We start from the raw sequence: 17,203 nt of genomic DNA on the forward strand, positions 1-17,203 counted from the left end.
CATGCTTTTCCTTTTTGCTACAAAAAAATATACTTTCTTGCGAGTGGCATAAAATCCATAAGTGCCACTCGCAGGAAAGTATATTTAGTTGTTGGCAATTCTAAGAATATCGTACTTGGATGGGATTTCAGAAAGCTCAAGGTCAATGATCTGCTGAGGATGTGGACAAGAATCAACACTCTCACCATCTTCAGTGTACATAGCCTTTACAGTGGCCTTTACATCTGTTCCATCCGGTTTCATTATCTCGATCTCATCACCGACAGAGAACTTGTTTCTCTGCTCGATGCGGGCAAGTCCCTTATCATTAACATCGTTAACAATTCCAAGATAGATATACTCGTTAACATAAGTATTGCTATCGTAAATCTGAGCTTCATCACTTGGTTTTCCAAAATAGAAGCCTGTCGTGAACTGTCTGTAAGTACATCTTGAGATCTGATCAAGGTACCATGGCATGTTAGCTCTGTATTTTTCTTCTGACTCAAAATAGTCATCAATAGCTTTTCTATAGGTTCTGGCAACAGTAGCAACATAGAGGGCTGTCTTCATACGGCCTTCAATCTTACAGCTGTCAACTCTGGCGTCAATGAGCTCCGGAATATGCTCGATCATGCACAGATCCTTTGAGTTAAAGATATATGTTCCTCTCTCATTTTCATAGACAGGAAGGTACTCGCCGGGTCTTTTCTCCTCAACAACAGCGTATTTCCATCTGCATGGATGTGTACATGCACCCTTGTTGGCATCTCTGCCAGTGAAATAATTAGACAAAAGACATCTGCCTGAGTATGAAATGCACATAGCGCCATGGATAAAGCACTCCATCTCCAAATCTTCAGGGATTCTGTCTGTTATCTCTTTTATCTCTCTAAGCGAAAGCTCTCTTGCGGCAACTACTCTCTTTGCTCCAAGATCATGCCAAAAATTATAAGTCTCATAATTGGTGTTATTAGCCTGTGTAGATACATGGATATCTATTTCAGGGCAGATTTTTCTGGCCTTCATGAAAATTCCGGGATCTGCGATTATAAGAGCATCCGGTCCTATTTCTTTTAACTCGTGAAGGTACTTATCCACACCATCAAGATCATAGTTGTGTGCAAGGATATTTACTGTTACATGAACCTTTACGCCATGTTCATGCGCAAATTCAATTCCTTCTTTCATCTCTTCAGGGCTGAAGTTTTTAGCTTTTGCTCTAAGACCAAAAGCATCGCCTCCGATGTATACAGCATCTGCGCCAAACATAACAGCTGTTTTTAATACTTCAAGGCTACTTGCCGGAATAAGAAGTTCTGGTTTCTTCATAATTCTTTCTCCTAAACTAACTTGGGTTTACTGTTGGCTCCTCATTTAGAGTTTTACAGAAAGTGTCATTCCATCTCCAACAGTAAGTATAACTGTGTTCAACATATCATTGTGTTTTAGTTCATAAAGGTACTCACGCATTCGTGCATGAATGGTTCTGTCCCTTCTTGTCACTGCAAATCTGGACTCAATCACATCTCCGTCCTGAAGGCAGTTATCTGACACCAAAAGTCCTCCTTTATTAAGGATTCTCAGGCAGTCCGGTAAAAAATTTATATATTGGCCTTTTGCCGCATCCATAAAAATAAAATCATACCCTGGTTGGAGAGCTTTCAATATTTCTGTCGCATCACCTTCCAAAAGTGTGATTTTATTATCTCTGTCGTACTTTATAAAGTTTTCTCTGGCAACAGGTATTCTCTTTTCGTATTTCTCTATTGTTGTAATCTTAGTCTCAGGGCTGCTGTACTCAGCCATCAAAAGAGCTGAGAAACCGGTGGCAGCTCCCACTTCCAAAATGTTTAAGGGCTTTGACTGAACCATTAAAAATTTCAGAAGGGCCTGCGTATCCTTTCGAACAATCGGTACATCCTGCTGCTTGGCAATTATTTCAAGTTCATCAAGGTAGGGTTCATTTCCCCTGTCCAAAGAATTGATAAATGCTTTAATTCTGTCCTGTTCAACCACCGTTTACATCCTCTGAATTCTCTTCTGTTGCCTCTGAAGTCTCCTCCTCAGATGTCTCTTCCACAGATGCTTCTTTTGCTGAAGTCTCACCGCTCTTTTCTCCACCGGACATTACAGCGAGCATTTCCTCCGGAGTCATTGTAGTACTAAGTTCATAAGTACCTGCTTTTTCCATCCCATGGTACTCAGAAAACATTTCCTGAAGTTTGAAAAGTGTCTTATCCGTTATAAGTCCTACCCCAAACAGCTTTTCACCTATTTCTTTTGATGTATCGCCATCTTTAACAGTAACCGAAACCGTTCTTCCTGTCCCTGAAGAAACCGCTGTCTGATTAAAAATGTGGTATCCGTAGTCATATGCAACCTTTGCATATTTTACAATGAGCATTGCGACAAATATTATGAAAACAACTTTAACAATCGTATCAAGCAGTCCCAAAAACATCTTTTTAGCATTCATAAAAAGCATTCCCCTTAGAAGGCATCAGTCATTTGTAGACATGATAATTGGCATTATCATAGGTCTTCTCTTTGTCTTCTTCCAAATATAATCACTCAAAACATCTTTGACAATATTTTTAAGTTTATTCCAATCATAAATGCCTTTATCAAGTGCACTTATAAGCTCGTCATATACGAGATCTGTAGCATCATCAATAAGCTTATCTGACTCCCTGACATAAACAAAACCTCTCGAAACGATGCTCGGTCCTGATGTCAGTTGGCCACTTTCCTGGTCGATTCCAAATACAACGATGACAATACCATCTTCTGCAAGGTGCTGTCTATCCCTAAGGACTACATTTCCTACGTCTCCAACCCCAAGTCCGTCAACAAGGATTGCTCCCACCGGAACTTTCCCTTTAACTTTAGCGCTGTTTTCATCAAGTTCAAGCACATCTCCTGAAGTTAAGATAAATACGTTTTCCTTTGGAATTCCCAAGTCCTTGGCAATATTACTCTGAGCAATGAGGTGTCTGTACTCACCATGAACAGGAATAGCATATTTAGGCTTAACAAGTGTATAAATAAGCTTTATATCTTCCTGACAAGCATGTCCTGAAACATGAACATCCTGAAAGATAACATCAGCGCCTTTCATCTGAAGTTCGTTAATAATATTTGTAACTGCCTTCTCATTGCCGGGAATCGGGTGGGATGAGAAAATAACCGTATCCCCCTTACCTATTGTTATCTTGCGGTGCTGATTGCTGGCCATTCTGCTGAGAGCGGCCATACTTTCACCCTGGCTGCCTGTAGTAATGATAACAGTTTTGTTTTCAGGATAATTTTTAAGCTGGTCAATATCTATAAGAGTATTCTCAGGAATCTTGATACACTCAAGTTTCTGGGCAATATCAATTATGCTTACCATACTTCGGCCTTCAACTACAACTTTTCTACCACACTTGTGAGCTGTATTTATGATCTGTTGAACTCTGTCAACATTGGAGGCAAAGGTAGCTACTATGATCCTGGAATTCTCATGTTCCTCAAAGAGAGAATCAAGAGCTCTTCCTACAGTTTTTTCTGATGCAGTAAAGCCAGGTCTCTCAGCGTTTGTTGAATCGCACATAAGCGCCAAAACGCCTTTTTTACCAATCTCTGCAAATCTCTGCAGATCAATGGGATCTCCAAATACAGGTGTGTAGTCAACCTTGAAGTCACCTGTGTGAACCACAGTTCCTGCAGGTGAATAAATTGCAAGGGCAGCCGCATCAACTATAGAATGGTTGGTTCTGATAAACTCAACTCTGAACTGTCCAAGATTTATGGATTGTCCGAATTTAACAACTTTTCTTCTAGTCTTTTTAAGGAGACCGTGTTCCTCAAGCTTATGCTCAATAATTCCCATTGTAAGGCGTGTTGCATAGATTGGAACATTAAGCTCATGTAAAACATAAGGAAGCGCACCGATATGATCCTCATGTCCATGAGTTATAACAAAACCTTTTACCTTGTCTATATTCTCCTGCAAATATGTAATATCAGGAATCACAAGATCGATTCCGAGCATGTCATCATCAGGAAATGACAGTCCGCAATCCACTACAATAATACTGTCTTCATACCTGAAGGCAGTGATGTTCATTCCAATCTGCTCAAGACCACCCATAGGAATGATTTGCAGCTTGGACGCATTTTCAATTTTCTTTTTACTCAAATTAAATCCTCCATTTATATTGGCGGATAAACAGAACCTGCTATCAACTATGCTCCCCGTTAGATATCAAGATCTATTCCATCCTCAGAAAGCAGCTTACGAAAAACACCTGCAACTGCATCCAGTTCCAGATCGTCGTCCACTATTACATAAACTGCTTCTTCATCTTTAATATCGGAGTCGTCGCGTAAAATAAGCGCTTCTCCGTCACCATCTTCTTCATCTGTTACAAGCAGGTAGGTCTTGCCTCCAAGGCTTGTCTGTTCAAGGCAGTAGAACTCTACTGCTTCTTCCCCATCGGGACTAAAAATTATTTTTTCCAATATTATTCACCATTTGTTTTGCTGTTATCAAGATAATCCTGAAGGATTACCTGCGCTGCTATCATATCTACGTACTCTTTTCGCTCACGGCCTCTTATACCGGCTTCATCCATTATCTCATCAGCCTCAACAGTCGTAAGTCTCTCATCCCACATAATAACAGGGATACCACATCTTCTCTCTATTTTGTCTTTGAATTCAAGACACAACTCAGAGCGCACAGAGGGAGTCTGATCCATGTTAACAGGGAGTCCAAGAACTATCTTCTCCACCTTAAACTCCTCTATAAGCTCCTCAATGCGCGCTAGCGTTCTTCTTAATTTGTTTTCTTCTTTTCTACGGATTATCTCCTTGGCACCTGCAGTCAATAAGAGCTCATCGCTGAGCGCCACACCAACAGTCTTGGAACCGTAGTCAAGACCCATTATTCGCATATATTACTTCCAATAAAAAATTATTTACTTGCCCAATTATTACTCTTGATATACTCGGTAAGCATTTCTTCAACAAGTTCATCACGTTCAACCTTCATGATGAGACTTCTTGCCCCCTTATGGCTGGTAATGTAAGTAGGATCACCAGACATAATGTATCCTACAATCTGGTTAACCGGATTGTATCCCTTTTCGAGGAGAGCATCATAAACAACAGAAAGAACTTTCTTAACCCCTGTCTCAGGCTCAACTTCTACTTTAAAAAATTGGGTGTTTCCTAAATCCTGATCTGCCATAAACCTTCTCCGTTCTTGGAATATTAGGATATTCCTCATATTTTCAAAGGTCTTAATAAATTAAGACACTTTCACATTATTAATATTACACTAACAAAATCAAATAAGCAATGTATCCGCATTTATAAAGGCTGATGGAGAAACTGTAGTTATTTCTCCTGAATGCGCCCCATACTTTTCTATTTCATTTTCCGGAACTGCAACGCGCACATATCTGTCAGTATGGCCTATCATGTAACGCCTTCCCTTTATCTCTTCTTCATCTTCCCAAAGAACACTAAGCTTTTCTCCAATAAAGATGTTACGATAACATTCTGCCTGCTTTCTTGTCAAGTGGAGGAGAATTTCGCTTCTTGCAGTCTTTTCTTTATCTGTAAGCTGCTCCTTCATTCCTGCAGCAACAGTGCCTTTCCTGGGAGAATACTTAAACACGTGCATTTCATAAAAGTCTATATCTGTTACAAACTTCCTGCACTCTTCAAACTCTTCCTCAGTCTCGCCAGGGAATCCGACAATAACATCAGTTGTAATGGCCGGTCTGTCAAAAACCTGCCTGAGTATCTTTACACTTTCTTTAAAGTCTGCAGCCGTGTAGTGTCTGTTCATGCGCTTAAGGACTGAATCGCATCCACTCTGAAGTGACAAATGGAAGTGTGGACAGAGCTTAGAAACAGCTGCAAGCCTCTTGGCATTTTCTTCGGTGATGATCCTTGGCTCAAGAGAGCTTAAACGGATTCTTTCGATGCCTGCGATATCAGCAATCTGCTCTACAAGTTCAATAAGCTGAGGCTTTCCAAAATCCACTCCATAAGAACTAGTATGGATACCTGTCAGCACTACTTCCTTGCAGCCGGATACCACAAGGCCTTTTATTTCAGCAAGAATATCCTTCATCTCACGGCTTCTTACTCTTCCTCTTGCATAAGGGATTACACAATATGAACAGAATTGATTGCATCCATCCTGAATCTTGATATAGGCTCTTGTATGCTCAGGCATCTGCGTAAGAGTCATGTTCTCATATTCATGTGTGTTATTGATATCAATGATAGAGTGGCCATTTAATGTCTTGTCATACGTATCATTTCTAGCTTCCAGAAATTCATTAAGAATATCGACAATCTCTGATTTTTTATTGTTTCCAACTGCCAGATCAATGCACTCATCTTTGTTAACGCCATCAATTCCTGTTTCAACATAACAACCTACAGCAACAACTATAGCATCAGGATTTTCTTTTTTTGCTCTATGAAGCATCTGCCTTGATTTTCTGTCCGCAATGTTAGTAACTGTGCATGTATTGATAATATAGACCTCTGCCTTTTCATCAAAAGGTACTATTTCAGCACCATTTTCCCTGAGTTTCTGACTCATTACATCCATTTCATAGCTATTTACTTTACATCCAAGATTGTGAAGTGCAATTCTTAATCCATTAACGTTATTTTGCATATTAAAATTTCTTTCTAATTTTGTTTTTGTCAAGTCATTGACTTTTGCTGTTACTGCGTTTACTATAAAGAAAAGAAGGAGGTATTTGCGCAATGAAGACCGTAAAAATTTCTTTAAATTCTATCGATAAGGTTAAGTCTTTCGTAAACGATATTACGAAGTTCGATTATGACTTCGACCTCGTTTCAGGAAGATACGTTATCGATGCAAAGTCTATTATGGGTATTTTCTCACTTGATCTTTCAAAGCCTATCGATCTTAATATCCATGCAGAAGACGGCGCAGATGAGGTTCTCGAAGTACTGAAGCCTTACATGATCTAATCTTTCCGGATTAGATCTATTTAAAAGTTTATTCAAGACCATCTTAAACTTCGGTTTAAGATGGTCTTTTTGTGTAGAGCACTTGCCGAGGTCATTTCGAGGCTAGTGCAAACCACTTCTGTGTACTTAGCAACGTCTTTTCGCGCTTAGTACAGCAGAAGTTTCTTCCTGCACTTGCCAAGGTTATCTCTTAACTTCAATAACTTCATCAGTTTCAAGTGCCACTTTTACAAGCTCATCTATTTTTTCATTCAAAAGCTCTTCGTGTCTTCTGATGATATCAGCTCTTGGCTTTGTTACAGGGTGCTTAGCGACAAAAATAGTGCAGCAGTCTTCATAAGGAAGTATTGAAGTCTCGTATGCATCAATCTTATAGGAGATATCCACAATATCCTGTTTGTCAAAAGCGATAAGTGGTCTGTAAACAGGAATATCTGTTACGACTTCACCAGTGCAGATAAGGCTCTGCATTGTCTGTGAAGCAACCTGACCAATACTCTCACCTGTGATAAGTCCCATTGATCCAGACTCATTTGCAAGCATATTAGCTATTCTCATCATGTATCTGCGCATGATGATAGTGAGCTCTTCGTGAGGGCATTTCTCATAAATGTACATCTGAATATCAGTAAAGTTGATAACATGAAGTTTTACTTTCCCTGTGTACTTAGCAATAACTCCTGCAAGATCAACAACCTTCTGTTTAGCTTTCTCACTTGTATATGGAGGCGCATTGAAATAAACTGCCTCAATTTCAACACCTCTTTTAGCAACCATGTAGCCTGCAACAGGTGAATCAATTCCTCCGGACAAAAGAAGCATCGCTTTACCTGCTGTTCCAATAGGCATTCCACCAGGTCCGGGTATTACTTCTGAGTAAATGTTGAGTTTTTCTCTGAGTTCTACATTTATAAGAATCTCCGGATCATGAACATCTACTGTCATCTCATCATAGGCATCAAGAATTCTGGCTCCAAGTTCTGCAGCCATAGCCATTGAATCCATAGGATAACTCTTATCAACTCTTCTAACCTTCACCTTGAAGGTCTTGTGTTTGTCAGGATAAACTCCATCAATAAAGTCTATAACTGCCTTCGCAACACCATCCACATCCGGAAGATGATTCTCACTGTCTCTTGCTATAGATACAGCAGGACAGATTCCTGTAATACCAAAAACAGTCTTCAAACTGTCAACTGTTTCGTTGAAGTCAAAATCCTGAGCGTCGATATACATTCTTCCCGCAACACGGGTAACATTGAATTTACCATCGCACTTTGAAAGAACTCTTCTTATCTGTTTAACTAAAGCTTCCTCGAAAACGTATCTGTTCTTACCTTTAACACCAATTTCCGCGTACTTGATCACAAAAGCATGATACTGCATAAATACCTCTTTCTTTTAATGCCTGTAAAACTTTCTCATGTTAGAAACCTGAGAACAAAGTGTATCCAAAAAATAATCAATTTCTTCTTTGGTAGTCATAAATGACATACTAATACGAATTGTTGATTCAAGCAAATCTTTTTCAAGACCTATTGCCTGGAGCGTATCTGACACATGTGGATTATTAGATGTGCAGGCGCTTCCCGCAGATACATAAATATTTTTGCTGCTGAGCATGTTAAGCACTGTCTCTGCTGCAAGTCCCTTTATAGAAACACTGATAATGTGCGGTGCACCTTCACTTACTTTTTGTCCGTTGATCTTAATATCAGGGATTCGCTCAAGCAGTGAATCAACTGTGTACTGCTTCAGGTCATAGAGCTTCTTTATCTTTGCATCAAAATCCTCGTAGCATTTCTTAGCTGCAAGAGCAAGGCCTGCAATTCCCGGAACATTCTCAGTTCCTGATCTCATTCCCTTTTGCTGTCCGCCGCCATAACATACAGGAACGATCTTTGTTCCTTTTTTGATGTATAAAAAGCCAACTCCCTTTGGTCCGTGAATCTTATGTCCACTTACAGACAAAAGATCTATGTTCATAGTTCTTGGTCTGATCAGAACTTTACCATAAGCCTGAACCGCATCCACGTGGAAGTATGTGTCCTTATTGACGCTCTTTATGAGCTCTCCGGCTTTCTGTATTGGCATAAGTGTTCCAATCTCGTTGTTAACAAACATGATTGAAACAAGTATTGTCTCTTTTCTGATGGCATTTTTCAGCTCGTCAAGATCAATAGTTCCTGTCTCGTCCACTGAAAGATATGTTATTTCAAAGCCTTCTTTTTCAAGAAAAGCCATTGTCTCGAGTATGGCAGGATGCTCAATCTTAGTTGTAATAATGTGATTACCACGCCATTTATTGGCTCTTGCCACACCTATAAGAGCCAGGTTATCAGACTCTGTTCCACCGGAAGTAAAAACTATTTCCTGTGGATCAACCTTAAGACTTGCAGCAATTGTATCTCTTGCCTGAGACAGCCTCTCACCGGAAACCATCCCCATGTGATGAACACTGGAGGGATTTCCATATTCTTCTTTCATTACCTTTGCAACCAGATCTGCCACCTCATCGTAAACTCTCGTGGTTGCAGAATTATCTAAATATGCTTCCATTTTTTATGTCCTATTATCCTTCAAGATGATACATTAACCAGGATATAATTGTAAATCCTGCTGTTTCTGTTCTTAGAATTCTTTTTCCCAAAGTGATTGGCTTTATATCATTCGCCTTACAAAGTTCGACCTCTTCATCAGAAAAACCGCCTTCGGGCCCGATAAATACAGCAATATTTTCTCCCGGCTTTATTCCTTCTATGAGCTTTTTGGTCTCGTCCATATGCTCAGCATTTTCATATGGAATAAGTTTTATATCCATATCTTTTGCGTACTGAACTGCCTCTTTCATGGTCATTGGCATATGAACATTTGGAATTATCGCTCTTTTGCTCTGTTTTGCCGCAGCCTCTGCTATAGCCTGCCATCTCTTTATCTTGGACTGAGATTTCTTTTCATCAAGCTTTACCACACACCTCTTGGTAGCCATAGGAACTATCTCAAAAGCTCCAAGTTCAACGGCCTTCTGAATTATTAGTTCCATCTTATCAACTTTTGGAAGTCCTTGAAAAAGATATATCTTTGAAGGCAGTTCCTGTGAACCTTCTTCTATAAAGCAAAGCTTTCCAATGACACCGTTGTCATTTATATTCTCTATTTCATAAAAAATTTCTTTACCATCCTCATCACCACGAATGCTGACAGAGAACTGCTCGCCAACCTTCATCCTGAGAACATTGGCTATATGGTTAAAATCTTTTCCGGTGATCTCAACATTTTTAAAATCAGAAGTAATCTGATTACTCTCCACAAAAAAATGATACATCAGTTTTTCCTCGAAGTAATTGAAACCCAGTCTCCCTGATGATGAATCTCAAGTATCTCAAGTCCAGCATCAAGATGTGCCTTCTTTACCTCTTCTTCCTTGGTATTGATAATGCCTGAAGTAATATATATACCACCCTTCTTTAACTGGCCAAGTATTACAGGGGTAAGGGGAACAAGCACATTAGCTAAAATGTTTGCAACAACTATATCGTATTTATCATATCCAACAGCATCCTGAACTGACTTGTCATCAATGATATTTCCAATCATCATTTCAAACTTGTCTTCAGCGATTCCGTTATTTTCCATATTCTCTTTAACGGCAGGAACTGCACACTTATCAAGATCTGTTCCAACAGCATGTTTTGCTCCGAACATAAGCGCAAGAATGGACAACACTCCGCTTCCTGTTCCAACGTCCAAAAGCTCTGTATCTTTAGTAACATACTTTCTGAGCATACGTATACAAAGCTGTGTTGTCTCATGCATACCTGTGCCAAAAGCTGTACCGGGATCTATGTGAAGCACCATGCTGGCCTTCTTGTCATCTTCTGTAGTCTCTTTTTCCCAAGATGGAATAACTAAAACATCATCAATATAAAATTTATGAAAATACTGTTTCCAGTTATTGATCCAGTCAATATCTTCTGTGACTGATATAGAGATAGTTCCATCTCCTATATCGGAAAAAGTTCTAAGTTCATCGAGCTGTTCCTTGATTTTACTTTCAATCTCTTCAGGTGTCTTCTTAACTTTGATGTACTCACCATTTTCATCCTGAAGTTCAACAGTAAGCATATTGTCATCATCTATTTCCAAAAAGAAATTCAGATAAGCTGCGCCTGCTTCGATTCCGTTATCTTTCTCATCTGGCTCAAGTTCAGGAGCATCAATAAACATCTGCTCCTTATCAGCGGCTGATAGTGGAGCATTATCTTCTATCTGTGCCCCTTCAAGTCCTATATCCTCCAGGTAGCTTATTATAATATCTTCTGATTCTTCATTAGTACGAACTCTAAAGCGCATCCACTTCATAGAAAAACCTCCACAAAAATTCAAAATACAGTAAAAAACGTGAAGCAGATTTTACTTCCGCTTCACGCGTATAATAACACAAAACATTTAAAATGCCAAAATTACTTAAAGAAACCTTTTTTCTTCTTGCCGCCTGAGCCATCACCATTTGGATCTTTATCTCCGGCTCCCATCATGCGTTCAGCAGCAGTCAGCGAATCTCCGGTCTTCTCATCAAATTTCTTAAGAAGTTCCTTAGCTTCCTTTGAAAGTTTCTCTGGAACCTGAACAACCAATGTTACATAATGGTCGCCTCGAGTATCCCTGTCTCTAAGTGATGGAACACCCTTTGAACGAAGTCTCACTCTTGTATCAGTCTGTGTTCCCGGCTTGACATCATAAGCAACCTTTCCATCAACTGTATCAATAAGCACAGTTCCTCCAAGAGCTGCCACAGCAAATGAAACAGGAACCATAGAATAGATATCATATCCTTCTCTCTGGAAAATAGGATGATCAGATACAATAACCTCTACTAAAAGATCTCCTCTTGGTCCACCATTAACTCCTGGTTCACCTTTTTCACGAATCCTTACGCTCTGACCATTATCGATTCCTGCCGGTATCGTAACTTTGATTTTCTTTCTGCTGGCAATATATCCTGTTCCATGACAGTCTGTACACTTATCCTTGATAACTTTACCTGTTCCGCCACATTCAGGACATGTTTGAACATTACGAACAGTTCCAAAGAATGACTGCTGTGTAAATACTATCTGACCTTTTCCGCCGCACTTAGAACATGTCTGAGCTGATGTTCCGGGTTTAGCACCTGTTCCGTGACAGGTTGGGCAGGAATCCTTAATAGTAAGTTCAAGCTCTTTTTCACATCCGAATACTGCTTCCAGAAATGTAATTCTTACACTTGCTCTTAAGTTAGCTCCCTTTGAAGGACCTGTCCTGGCTCCCTGACGTGACCTTCCGCCGCCAAAGAAATCGCCAAATATATCACCGAATATATCACCGAAGTCAGCTCCGTTAAAGTCGAAGCCGCCATATCCACCGGCACCTCCGTCAAATGCAGCATGGCCAAACTGATCATACTGACGCTTCTTTTCAGGGTCACTAAGAACAGCATATGCTTCAGATGCTTCTTTGAATTTTTCAGCTGCCGAAGCATCACCGGGATTCATATCCGGGTGATACTTCTTGGCAAGTACTCTGTATGCTTTTTTTATTTCATCCTCAGAGGCGTTCTTACTAACGCCAAGGACTTCATAATAGTCGCGCTTTTGCTCTGCCATATATATTCCTCAAATCTGTCTGGTCTTAATGGTCATAGGCTGCAATGAGCAACCACAGCAGCCTATAACTATATATCCCTATATCAATTAAACTTCTCTGTAATCTCCATCAACTACGTTGTCATCTGATGATGAAGTGTTATTAGAAGCACCACTCATGTCAGGGCCCGCACCAGCTCCCATGTTAGGACCTGCGCCTGCAGCTCCCTGTGCATTTTCATACATCTTTGCAAAGAGTGCCTGAGCATCGTTCATAAGCTTTTCTTTCTGGCTCTTAAGAGAATCAATCTCGCTGTCAGAAAGTTCCTTATCCTTAGTCTGCTCAAGTGTTTCTTTGAGAGCCTTAATATCATCTTCTACAATCTGTTTCTGAGAAGCATCAATCTTGTCTCCAACATCCTGAAGAGCTTTCTCTGTCTGGAATACGAATGAATCTGCATCGTTACGAGCATCAATTCCTTCTTTACGCTTCTTATCCTGAGCTTCATATTCCTGAGCTTCCTTAACAGCCTTATCTATATCTTCATCAGACATATTAGAACCAGCTGTGATTGTGATATGCTGCTCTTTGCCTGTTCCAAGGTCCTTAGCAGATACGTTAACGATACCATTAGCATCGATATCAAATGTAACTTCGATCTGTGGAACACCTCTCATTGCTGGTGGGATTCCATCAAGTCTGAACTGGCCAAGTGACTTGTTGTCCTTCGCAAACTGTCTCTCACCCTGAAGAACATTGATATCAACTGCTGTCTGATTATCTGCAGCTGTTGAGAATACCTGGCTCTTCTTTGTAGGGATTGTTGTGTTACGCTCGATAAGTCTTGTAGCAACACCACCCATTGTCTCAATAGAAAGTGAAAGTGGAGTAACATCAAGAAGAAGGATGTCGCCTGCGCCTGCATCTCCGGCAAGCTTACCACCCTGGATAGAAGCACCGATTGCTACGCACTCATCAGGGTTAAGGTTCTTGCTAGGCTCATGACCTGTAAGCTGTTTAACTTTCTCTACTACGCAAGGAACACGTGTTGATCCACCAACAAGAAGTACCTTTCCGATATCTGCGTTAGTAAGACCTGCATCCTTCATAGCGTTCTGAACAGGAATAGCTGTTCTCTCAACAAGATCATGGATAAGTTCTTCGAATTTAGCTCTTGTAAGATCTACATCGAAGTGCTTAGGGCCGTCAGCGCCTGCTGAAATGAAAGGAAGGTTGATATTTGTTGTTGTAGAAGAAGAAAGTTCCTTCTTTGCCTTCTCTGCAGCTTCCTTAAGTCTCTGCATAGCCATCTTATCGCCTGAAAGATCTACGCCTTCTTTATTCTTGAAATCCTGGATCATCCAGTTAATGATTGCCTGATCAAAGTCATCACCACCAAGGTGTGTATCACCGTTTGTTGAAAGAACTTCGATAACACCATCACCAATCTCAATGATTGATACATCAAATGTACCACCACCAAGGTCATAAACCATGATCTTCTGCTCTTTTTCATTGTCAAGGCCATAAGCAAGGGCTGCTGCTGTAGGCTCATTGATGATTCTCTTTACTTCAAGACCTGCAATCTTACCAGCATCCTTTGTTGCCTGACGCTGAGCATCATTGAAATATGCAGGAACTGTGATTACTGCTTCTGTTACTTTTTCGCCGAGATACTGTTCTGCATCAGCTTTCAGCTTCTGAAGGATCATAGCTGAAATCTGCTGTGGTGAATACTTTTTGCCATTAATTGTACGACCGTTGTCTGTACCCATGTCTCTCTTAATTGATGAAATTGTGTTGTCTGCATTTGTTACAGCCTGACGTTTTGCAGGTTCACCGACAATTCTCTCACCATTCTTTGTAAATGCAACGATTGAAGGAGTTGTTCTAGCACCTTCTGCATTTGCTATAACAGTTGGCTTTCCGCCTTCCATAACTGCTACGCAGCTATTAGTTGTACCAAGATCGATACCGATAATCTTACTCATTTCTTTATCCTCCATAGTTTAAATTTCGATCATTTGCACAAATGCGAATCTCTTCGCTGTGCTTTTGCAATTATCTATATCACTTATTTGTTAACACCAACCATGCTGTGTCTGAGCACGGTGTCGTGGAACATATATCCCTTTTGAAGTTCCTGTGCCACAATTCCTGATTCATACTCTTCACTTTCAACCTGCATTACTGCATTGTGGAGATTTGGATCAAATTCCTTTCCCACAGCTTCAATAGGGGTTACTCCAAGATCTTCAAGCTGCTTGATAAGCTGCTTATAAATCTTGTTCATACCATCTGCGAAGGCTCCGTCTTTTTCATCTTCCGGAACTGCTGCAAGTCCTCGCTCGAAATTATCTACAATAGGGAGAAGCTTTTCTAAAACACTTCCCTGTCCCTGTTCAAACATCTGAGCTTTTTCTCTGTCAGTTCTTTTTCTGAAATTGTCAAACTCAGCAACCTGTCTTATAAGTCTGTCATTTAGTTCATCAAGTTTCTCTTTTAAAGGATCTTTCTTTTCTTTTTTGGAAGGCTCCTTTTCTTCTGGCTTCTCAGTTTCTTCTGTCTTCTCAGTTTCTTCTTTTACTTCTTCTGAAGCTGATTCCTTATTTTCAGCAGCCTCTTTTTCTTTGGCTTCTTTTTCAAGGTCTTCCATGATATTCTCAAGAACTTCTTTTTCCTGCTCGCTAACCTGTTTCTTCTTGCTCAATTCATTGCCTCCTAACACTTGTCTGTCTTAGCTGCGCTACCCTTTCTTATACAAATCATCAAGCGCATGTCTCATATTTTTTAATGTTGAAATAACTTTGTCGTAATCCATTCTCTTAGGACCTATGATTCCAACTGTCCCCTTCATTCCATCGCCAAGCTCATATGTCGCTGTAACAACACTGCAATCCTTCATGGCCTGAACCGGGGTTTCATTACCGATATAAACCTGAATACCAGTTTCCTCAGAATCTGAAGAAAGTGTATTCTCTACAATACTTGAAAGATCTTTGGTATCCTCAAAGGTACTGATAAGCTCGCTTGCCTTTGCGGAATCCGTAAGTTCAGGGTACTTAAAGATGTTCATAGTACCGCTTGTGTATATCTGAAGGTCTTCGTCAGCTGTGATGGATTCTGCAGCCGCATCAATGACATTACCTATGATTTCACTGTGAATTCCTGCTTCCTGCTTGACTGCAGCAATAAGTCCAAGATTTATATCTTCTACAGCAAGCCCGTCAAGTCTTGTATTCATAAGGATGTTTAGCTTAAGCATTGTTGCATCATCTAAAACTTCCTCAACAGGAATGATCTTGTTTTTAATGACATTTCCCTCTATAACTATTGTCGCAAGAAGGTGCCCTTCATCAACCTTACTTATCTGTATGAATTTCAGTTTATTTTTCCTGATCTGCGGAGCAGATATCATTGTAGCATAATTGGTATCTACCGCCAGTGTCTTGGCAACCTGCTTAAGCAGATTCTCAAGTTTCTCCTCTTTATCGAGGAGCATTTCCTTCATGTTCTCAACTTCCTGTTCCTTGTCACGGAGCATCTCATCGACATATACACGATAGCCCTGATCAGAAGGAATACGCCCCGCTGATGTATGAGGCTGTAAGATAAGTCCCATCTCTTCCAGATCGGCCATCTCATTTCTGATTGTTGCAGAGCTAAGATTAAGGTCCGTGTACTTGGAAATAGTACGACTACCGACTGGTTCTCCAGTTTCCAGGTAGTTCTTAACTATTGCATGAAGTATTTTTCTTTTTCTCTCATCTAATTCCATATTGCCCTTCCTATGTATTCACCGGTTAAATTCATCGGAATGGTTTTTCGATATTAGCACTCACTCGATTCGAGTGCTAATATCTTCTGTAACTTAAAATATCACTATGAGAGTGTAATGTCAACAACGCTTTTTATAAAATAAGTATTAAGAAAAAAAACGCCCTCTACAATAGTAGAGAGCGTCAAATAAACGTTTGGATTATAAACCGATTCTTCCCTGAACCTTATCATTTACTACATAATATGCAGCATCTTCATCAGGCTTTACATAAATGCTGAGTTTCGTAATCTCATCAACATTTCCCCCCATTTCATACTGGAAGTTATTCTTGGAGTTCTGAATAAGCTCCTCATATGGAATGTGCTTGTATGAATACTGAAGTTCTACACTTACCTTGATTTCTTCTTCCTTTTCAGTAGCAGCTTTCTTAACATCTGCCTTCTTAACAGGAGCAGCCTTTTTTTCAACTGTTGCTTTCTTTGCTGCAGGCTTCTTCTCAACCTTAGTTTCTGCTTTCTTTACAGGAGCAGTTTTCTTTGCAGCGGGCTTCTTAGAAACAGTTTTTTTAGCTTCTTCTTTAATAATAGCTTCAGTCAATTCTTTAACTTCAGATTTTTTTACTTCTGTTACAGGAGCTTTTGTTACTGTCGCAGGCTTAACAGAAGAATTTGTCTTCTTTACTTCAGGCATTTTTGTCCCCTCCTCAAAATCACACTTGATTTATGTAACTCTTTAAAACAGTGAAGTCATTTACGAAATAGAGTTTACTCTGTTTAACCCGCATTGTCAACGCATTTATCAAATAAA

18 protein-coding genes are annotated in these 17,203 nt (G+C 40.0%); 1 reads left to right on the top strand and 17 read right to left on the bottom strand.

Features of this window, described 5'->3' with window-relative positions; genetic code table 11:
- Nucleotides 1-84: 84 nt before the first annotated feature.
- The 8 genes from BM146_RS10425 to mtaB all read right to left on the bottom strand — a co-directional run bounded on the left by BM146_RS10425 (nucleotide 85) and on the right by mtaB (nucleotide 6,667).
- Nucleotides 85-1,311, bottom strand: a complete 1,227-nt coding sequence (locus BM146_RS10425) for a peptidase U32 family protein (RefSeq protein ID WP_074888354.1) — start codon at nucleotides 1,309-1,311, stop codon at nucleotides 85-87.
- A 45-nt stretch (nucleotides 1,312-1,356) separates the two neighbouring features.
- Nucleotides 1,357-1,998: an O-methyltransferase gene (locus BM146_RS10430; RefSeq protein ID WP_074888358.1), complete on the bottom strand. Its 642-nt coding sequence runs from the start codon at nucleotides 1,996-1,998 to the stop codon at nucleotides 1,357-1,359.
- Nucleotides 1,991-2,458 carry an endolytic transglycosylase MltG gene (locus tag BM146_RS10435; protein WP_074888361.1) on the bottom strand — a complete coding sequence of 156 codons (468 nt, stop codon included), beginning with the start codon at nucleotides 2,456-2,458 and terminating at the stop codon, nucleotides 1,991-1,993. Before BM146_RS10435 ends, BM146_RS10430 begins: the two co-directional genes overlap by 8 nt.
- A gap of 24 nt (nucleotides 2,459-2,482) precedes the next feature.
- Nucleotides 2,483-4,114: a ribonuclease J gene (locus BM146_RS10440; RefSeq protein ID WP_074888493.1), complete on the bottom strand. Its 1,632-nt coding sequence runs from the start codon at nucleotides 4,112-4,114 to the stop codon at nucleotides 2,483-2,485.
- A 107-nt stretch (nucleotides 4,115-4,221) separates the two neighbouring features.
- Entirely contained in the window at nucleotides 4,222-4,485 is a 264-nt protein-coding gene (locus tag BM146_RS10445; RefSeq protein ID WP_022775458.1) for a DUF1292 domain-containing protein, read from the bottom strand.
- 2 nt (nucleotides 4,486-4,487) lie between these two features.
- A complete protein-coding gene (gene ruvX / locus BM146_RS10450; protein ID WP_022775460.1) occupies nucleotides 4,488-4,919 on the bottom strand; it encodes a Holliday junction resolvase RuvX in 432 nt (143 codons plus the stop codon).
- Between the two features lie 20 nt (nucleotides 4,920-4,939).
- A complete protein-coding gene (locus BM146_RS10455) occupies nucleotides 4,940-5,215 on the bottom strand; it encodes an IreB family regulatory phosphoprotein (RefSeq protein ID WP_022775461.1) in 276 nt (91 codons plus the stop codon).
- Between the two features lie 99 nt (nucleotides 5,216-5,314).
- Nucleotides 5,315-6,667: a tRNA (N(6)-L-threonylcarbamoyladenosine(37)-C(2))-methylthiotransferase MtaB gene (gene mtaB, locus BM146_RS10460; protein ID WP_074888496.1), complete on the bottom strand. Its 1,353-nt coding sequence runs from the start codon at nucleotides 6,665-6,667 to the stop codon at nucleotides 5,315-5,317.
- A gap of 92 nt (nucleotides 6,668-6,759) precedes the next feature.
- On the opposite strand from mtaB, the gene BM146_RS10465 reads away from it, so the two are divergent.
- Nucleotides 6,760-6,990, top strand: coding sequence for an HPr family phosphocarrier protein (locus BM146_RS10465; protein WP_022775464.1), 231 nt, complete (start codon nucleotides 6,760-6,762; stop codon nucleotides 6,988-6,990).
- 183 nt (nucleotides 6,991-7,173) lie between these two features.
- Here the strand turns inward: BM146_RS10465 and thiI are convergent, their stop codons facing one another.
- The 9 genes from thiI to BM146_RS10510 all read right to left on the bottom strand — a co-directional run bounded on the left by thiI (nucleotide 7,174) and on the right by BM146_RS10510 (nucleotide 17,086).
- Complete coding sequence (gene thiI / locus BM146_RS10470; protein WP_074888364.1) at nucleotides 7,174-8,376, bottom strand: tRNA uracil 4-sulfurtransferase ThiI; 1,203 nt, start codon at nucleotides 8,374-8,376, stop codon at nucleotides 7,174-7,176.
- Between the two features lie 15 nt (nucleotides 8,377-8,391).
- Nucleotides 8,392-9,549 carry a cysteine desulfurase family protein gene (locus BM146_RS10475; RefSeq protein WP_074888366.1) on the bottom strand — a complete coding sequence of 386 codons (1,158 nt, stop codon included), beginning with the start codon at nucleotides 9,547-9,549 and terminating at the stop codon, nucleotides 8,392-8,394.
- A 13-nt stretch (nucleotides 9,550-9,562) separates the two neighbouring features.
- Entirely contained in the window at nucleotides 9,563-10,315 is a 753-nt protein-coding gene (locus BM146_RS10480; protein ID WP_074888369.1) for an RsmE family RNA methyltransferase, read from the bottom strand.
- Nucleotides 10,315-11,352, bottom strand: coding sequence for a 50S ribosomal protein L11 methyltransferase (gene prmA, locus BM146_RS10485; protein ID WP_074888372.1), 1,038 nt, complete (start codon nucleotides 11,350-11,352; stop codon nucleotides 10,315-10,317). The genes BM146_RS10480 and prmA overlap by 1 nt, the downstream gene beginning before the upstream one ends.
- 101 nt (nucleotides 11,353-11,453) lie before the next feature.
- A complete protein-coding gene (gene dnaJ / locus BM146_RS10490) occupies nucleotides 11,454-12,635 on the bottom strand; it encodes a molecular chaperone DnaJ (protein ID WP_074888374.1) in 1,182 nt (393 codons plus the stop codon).
- An 87-nt stretch (nucleotides 12,636-12,722) separates the two neighbouring features.
- Entirely contained in the window at nucleotides 12,723-14,606 is a 1,884-nt protein-coding gene (gene dnaK, locus BM146_RS10495) for a molecular chaperone DnaK (RefSeq protein ID WP_074888377.1), read from the bottom strand.
- Nucleotides 14,607-14,689: 83 nt separating this feature from the next.
- On the bottom strand, nucleotides 14,690-15,325 hold the full coding sequence (gene grpE, locus BM146_RS10500) for a nucleotide exchange factor GrpE (RefSeq protein WP_330391817.1): 636 nt from the start codon (nucleotides 15,323-15,325) through the stop codon (nucleotides 14,690-14,692).
- Nucleotides 15,326-15,361: 36 nt separating this feature from the next.
- Nucleotides 15,362-16,393, bottom strand: a complete 1,032-nt coding sequence (gene hrcA, locus BM146_RS10505) for a heat-inducible transcriptional repressor HrcA (protein WP_074888383.1) — start codon at nucleotides 16,391-16,393, stop codon at nucleotides 15,362-15,364.
- 201 nt (nucleotides 16,394-16,594) lie between these two features.
- Nucleotides 16,595-17,086: a DUF6465 family protein gene (locus BM146_RS10510; protein WP_074888386.1), complete on the bottom strand. Its 492-nt coding sequence runs from the start codon at nucleotides 17,084-17,086 to the stop codon at nucleotides 16,595-16,597.
- Nucleotides 17,087-17,203: the final 117 nt, after the last annotated feature.

Origin of the sequence: Butyrivibrio proteoclasticus (genome assembly GCF_900115735.1) — a bacterium.
Classification (GTDB): domain Bacteria; phylum Bacillota; class Clostridia; order Lachnospirales; family Lachnospiraceae; genus Butyrivibrio; species Butyrivibrio proteoclasticus_B.

What these genes read in the sequence shown, in the direction of transcription:
- BM146_RS10480 (WP_074888369.1), bottom strand. Translation starts at nt 10,315, where the DNA reads ATGTATCATTTTTTTGTGGAGAGTAATCAGATTACTTCTGATTTTAAA.
- BM146_RS10440 (WP_074888493.1), bottom strand. Translation starts at nt 4,114, where the DNA reads ATGGGTGGTCTTGAGCAGATTGGAATGAACATCACTGCCTTCAGGTAT.
- BM146_RS10475 (WP_074888366.1), bottom strand. Translation starts at nt 9,549, where the DNA reads ATGGAAGCATATTTAGATAATTCTGCAACCACGAGAGTTTACGATGAG.
- BM146_RS10510 (WP_074888386.1), bottom strand. Translation starts at nt 17,086, where the DNA reads ATGCCTGAAGTAAAGAAGACAAATTCTTCTGTTAAGCCTGCGACAGTA.
- BM146_RS10435 (WP_074888361.1), bottom strand. Translation starts at nt 2,458, where the DNA reads ATGAATGCTAAAAAGATGTTTTTGGGACTGCTTGATACGATTGTTAAA.
- thiI (WP_074888364.1), bottom strand. Translation starts at nt 8,376, where the DNA reads ATGCAGTATCATGCTTTTGTGATCAAGTACGCGGAAATTGGTGTTAAA.
- hrcA (WP_074888383.1), bottom strand. Translation starts at nt 16,393, where the DNA reads ATGGAATTAGATGAGAGAAAAAGAAAAATACTTCATGCAATAGTTAAG.
- dnaK (WP_074888377.1), bottom strand. Translation starts at nt 14,606, where the DNA reads ATGAGTAAGATTATCGGTATCGATCTTGGTACAACTAATAGCTGCGTA.
- dnaJ (WP_074888374.1), bottom strand. Translation starts at nt 12,635, where the DNA reads ATGGCAGAGCAAAAGCGCGACTATTATGAAGTCCTTGGCGTTAGTAAG.
- BM146_RS10465 (WP_022775464.1), top strand. Translation starts at nt 6,760, where the DNA reads ATGAAGACCGTAAAAATTTCTTTAAATTCTATCGATAAGGTTAAGTCT.
- prmA (WP_074888372.1), bottom strand. Translation starts at nt 11,352, where the DNA reads ATGAAGTGGATGCGCTTTAGAGTTCGTACTAATGAAGAATCAGAAGAT.
- BM146_RS10455 (WP_022775461.1), bottom strand. Translation starts at nt 5,215, where the DNA reads ATGGCAGATCAGGATTTAGGAAACACCCAATTTTTTAAAGTAGAAGTT.
- ruvX (WP_022775460.1), bottom strand. Translation starts at nt 4,919, where the DNA reads ATGCGAATAATGGGTCTTGACTACGGTTCCAAGACTGTTGGTGTGGCG.
- mtaB (WP_074888496.1), bottom strand. Translation starts at nt 6,667, where the DNA reads ATGCAAAATAACGTTAATGGATTAAGAATTGCACTTCACAATCTTGGA.
- BM146_RS10425 (WP_074888354.1), bottom strand. Translation starts at nt 1,311, where the DNA reads ATGAAGAAACCAGAACTTCTTATTCCGGCAAGTAGCCTTGAAGTATTA.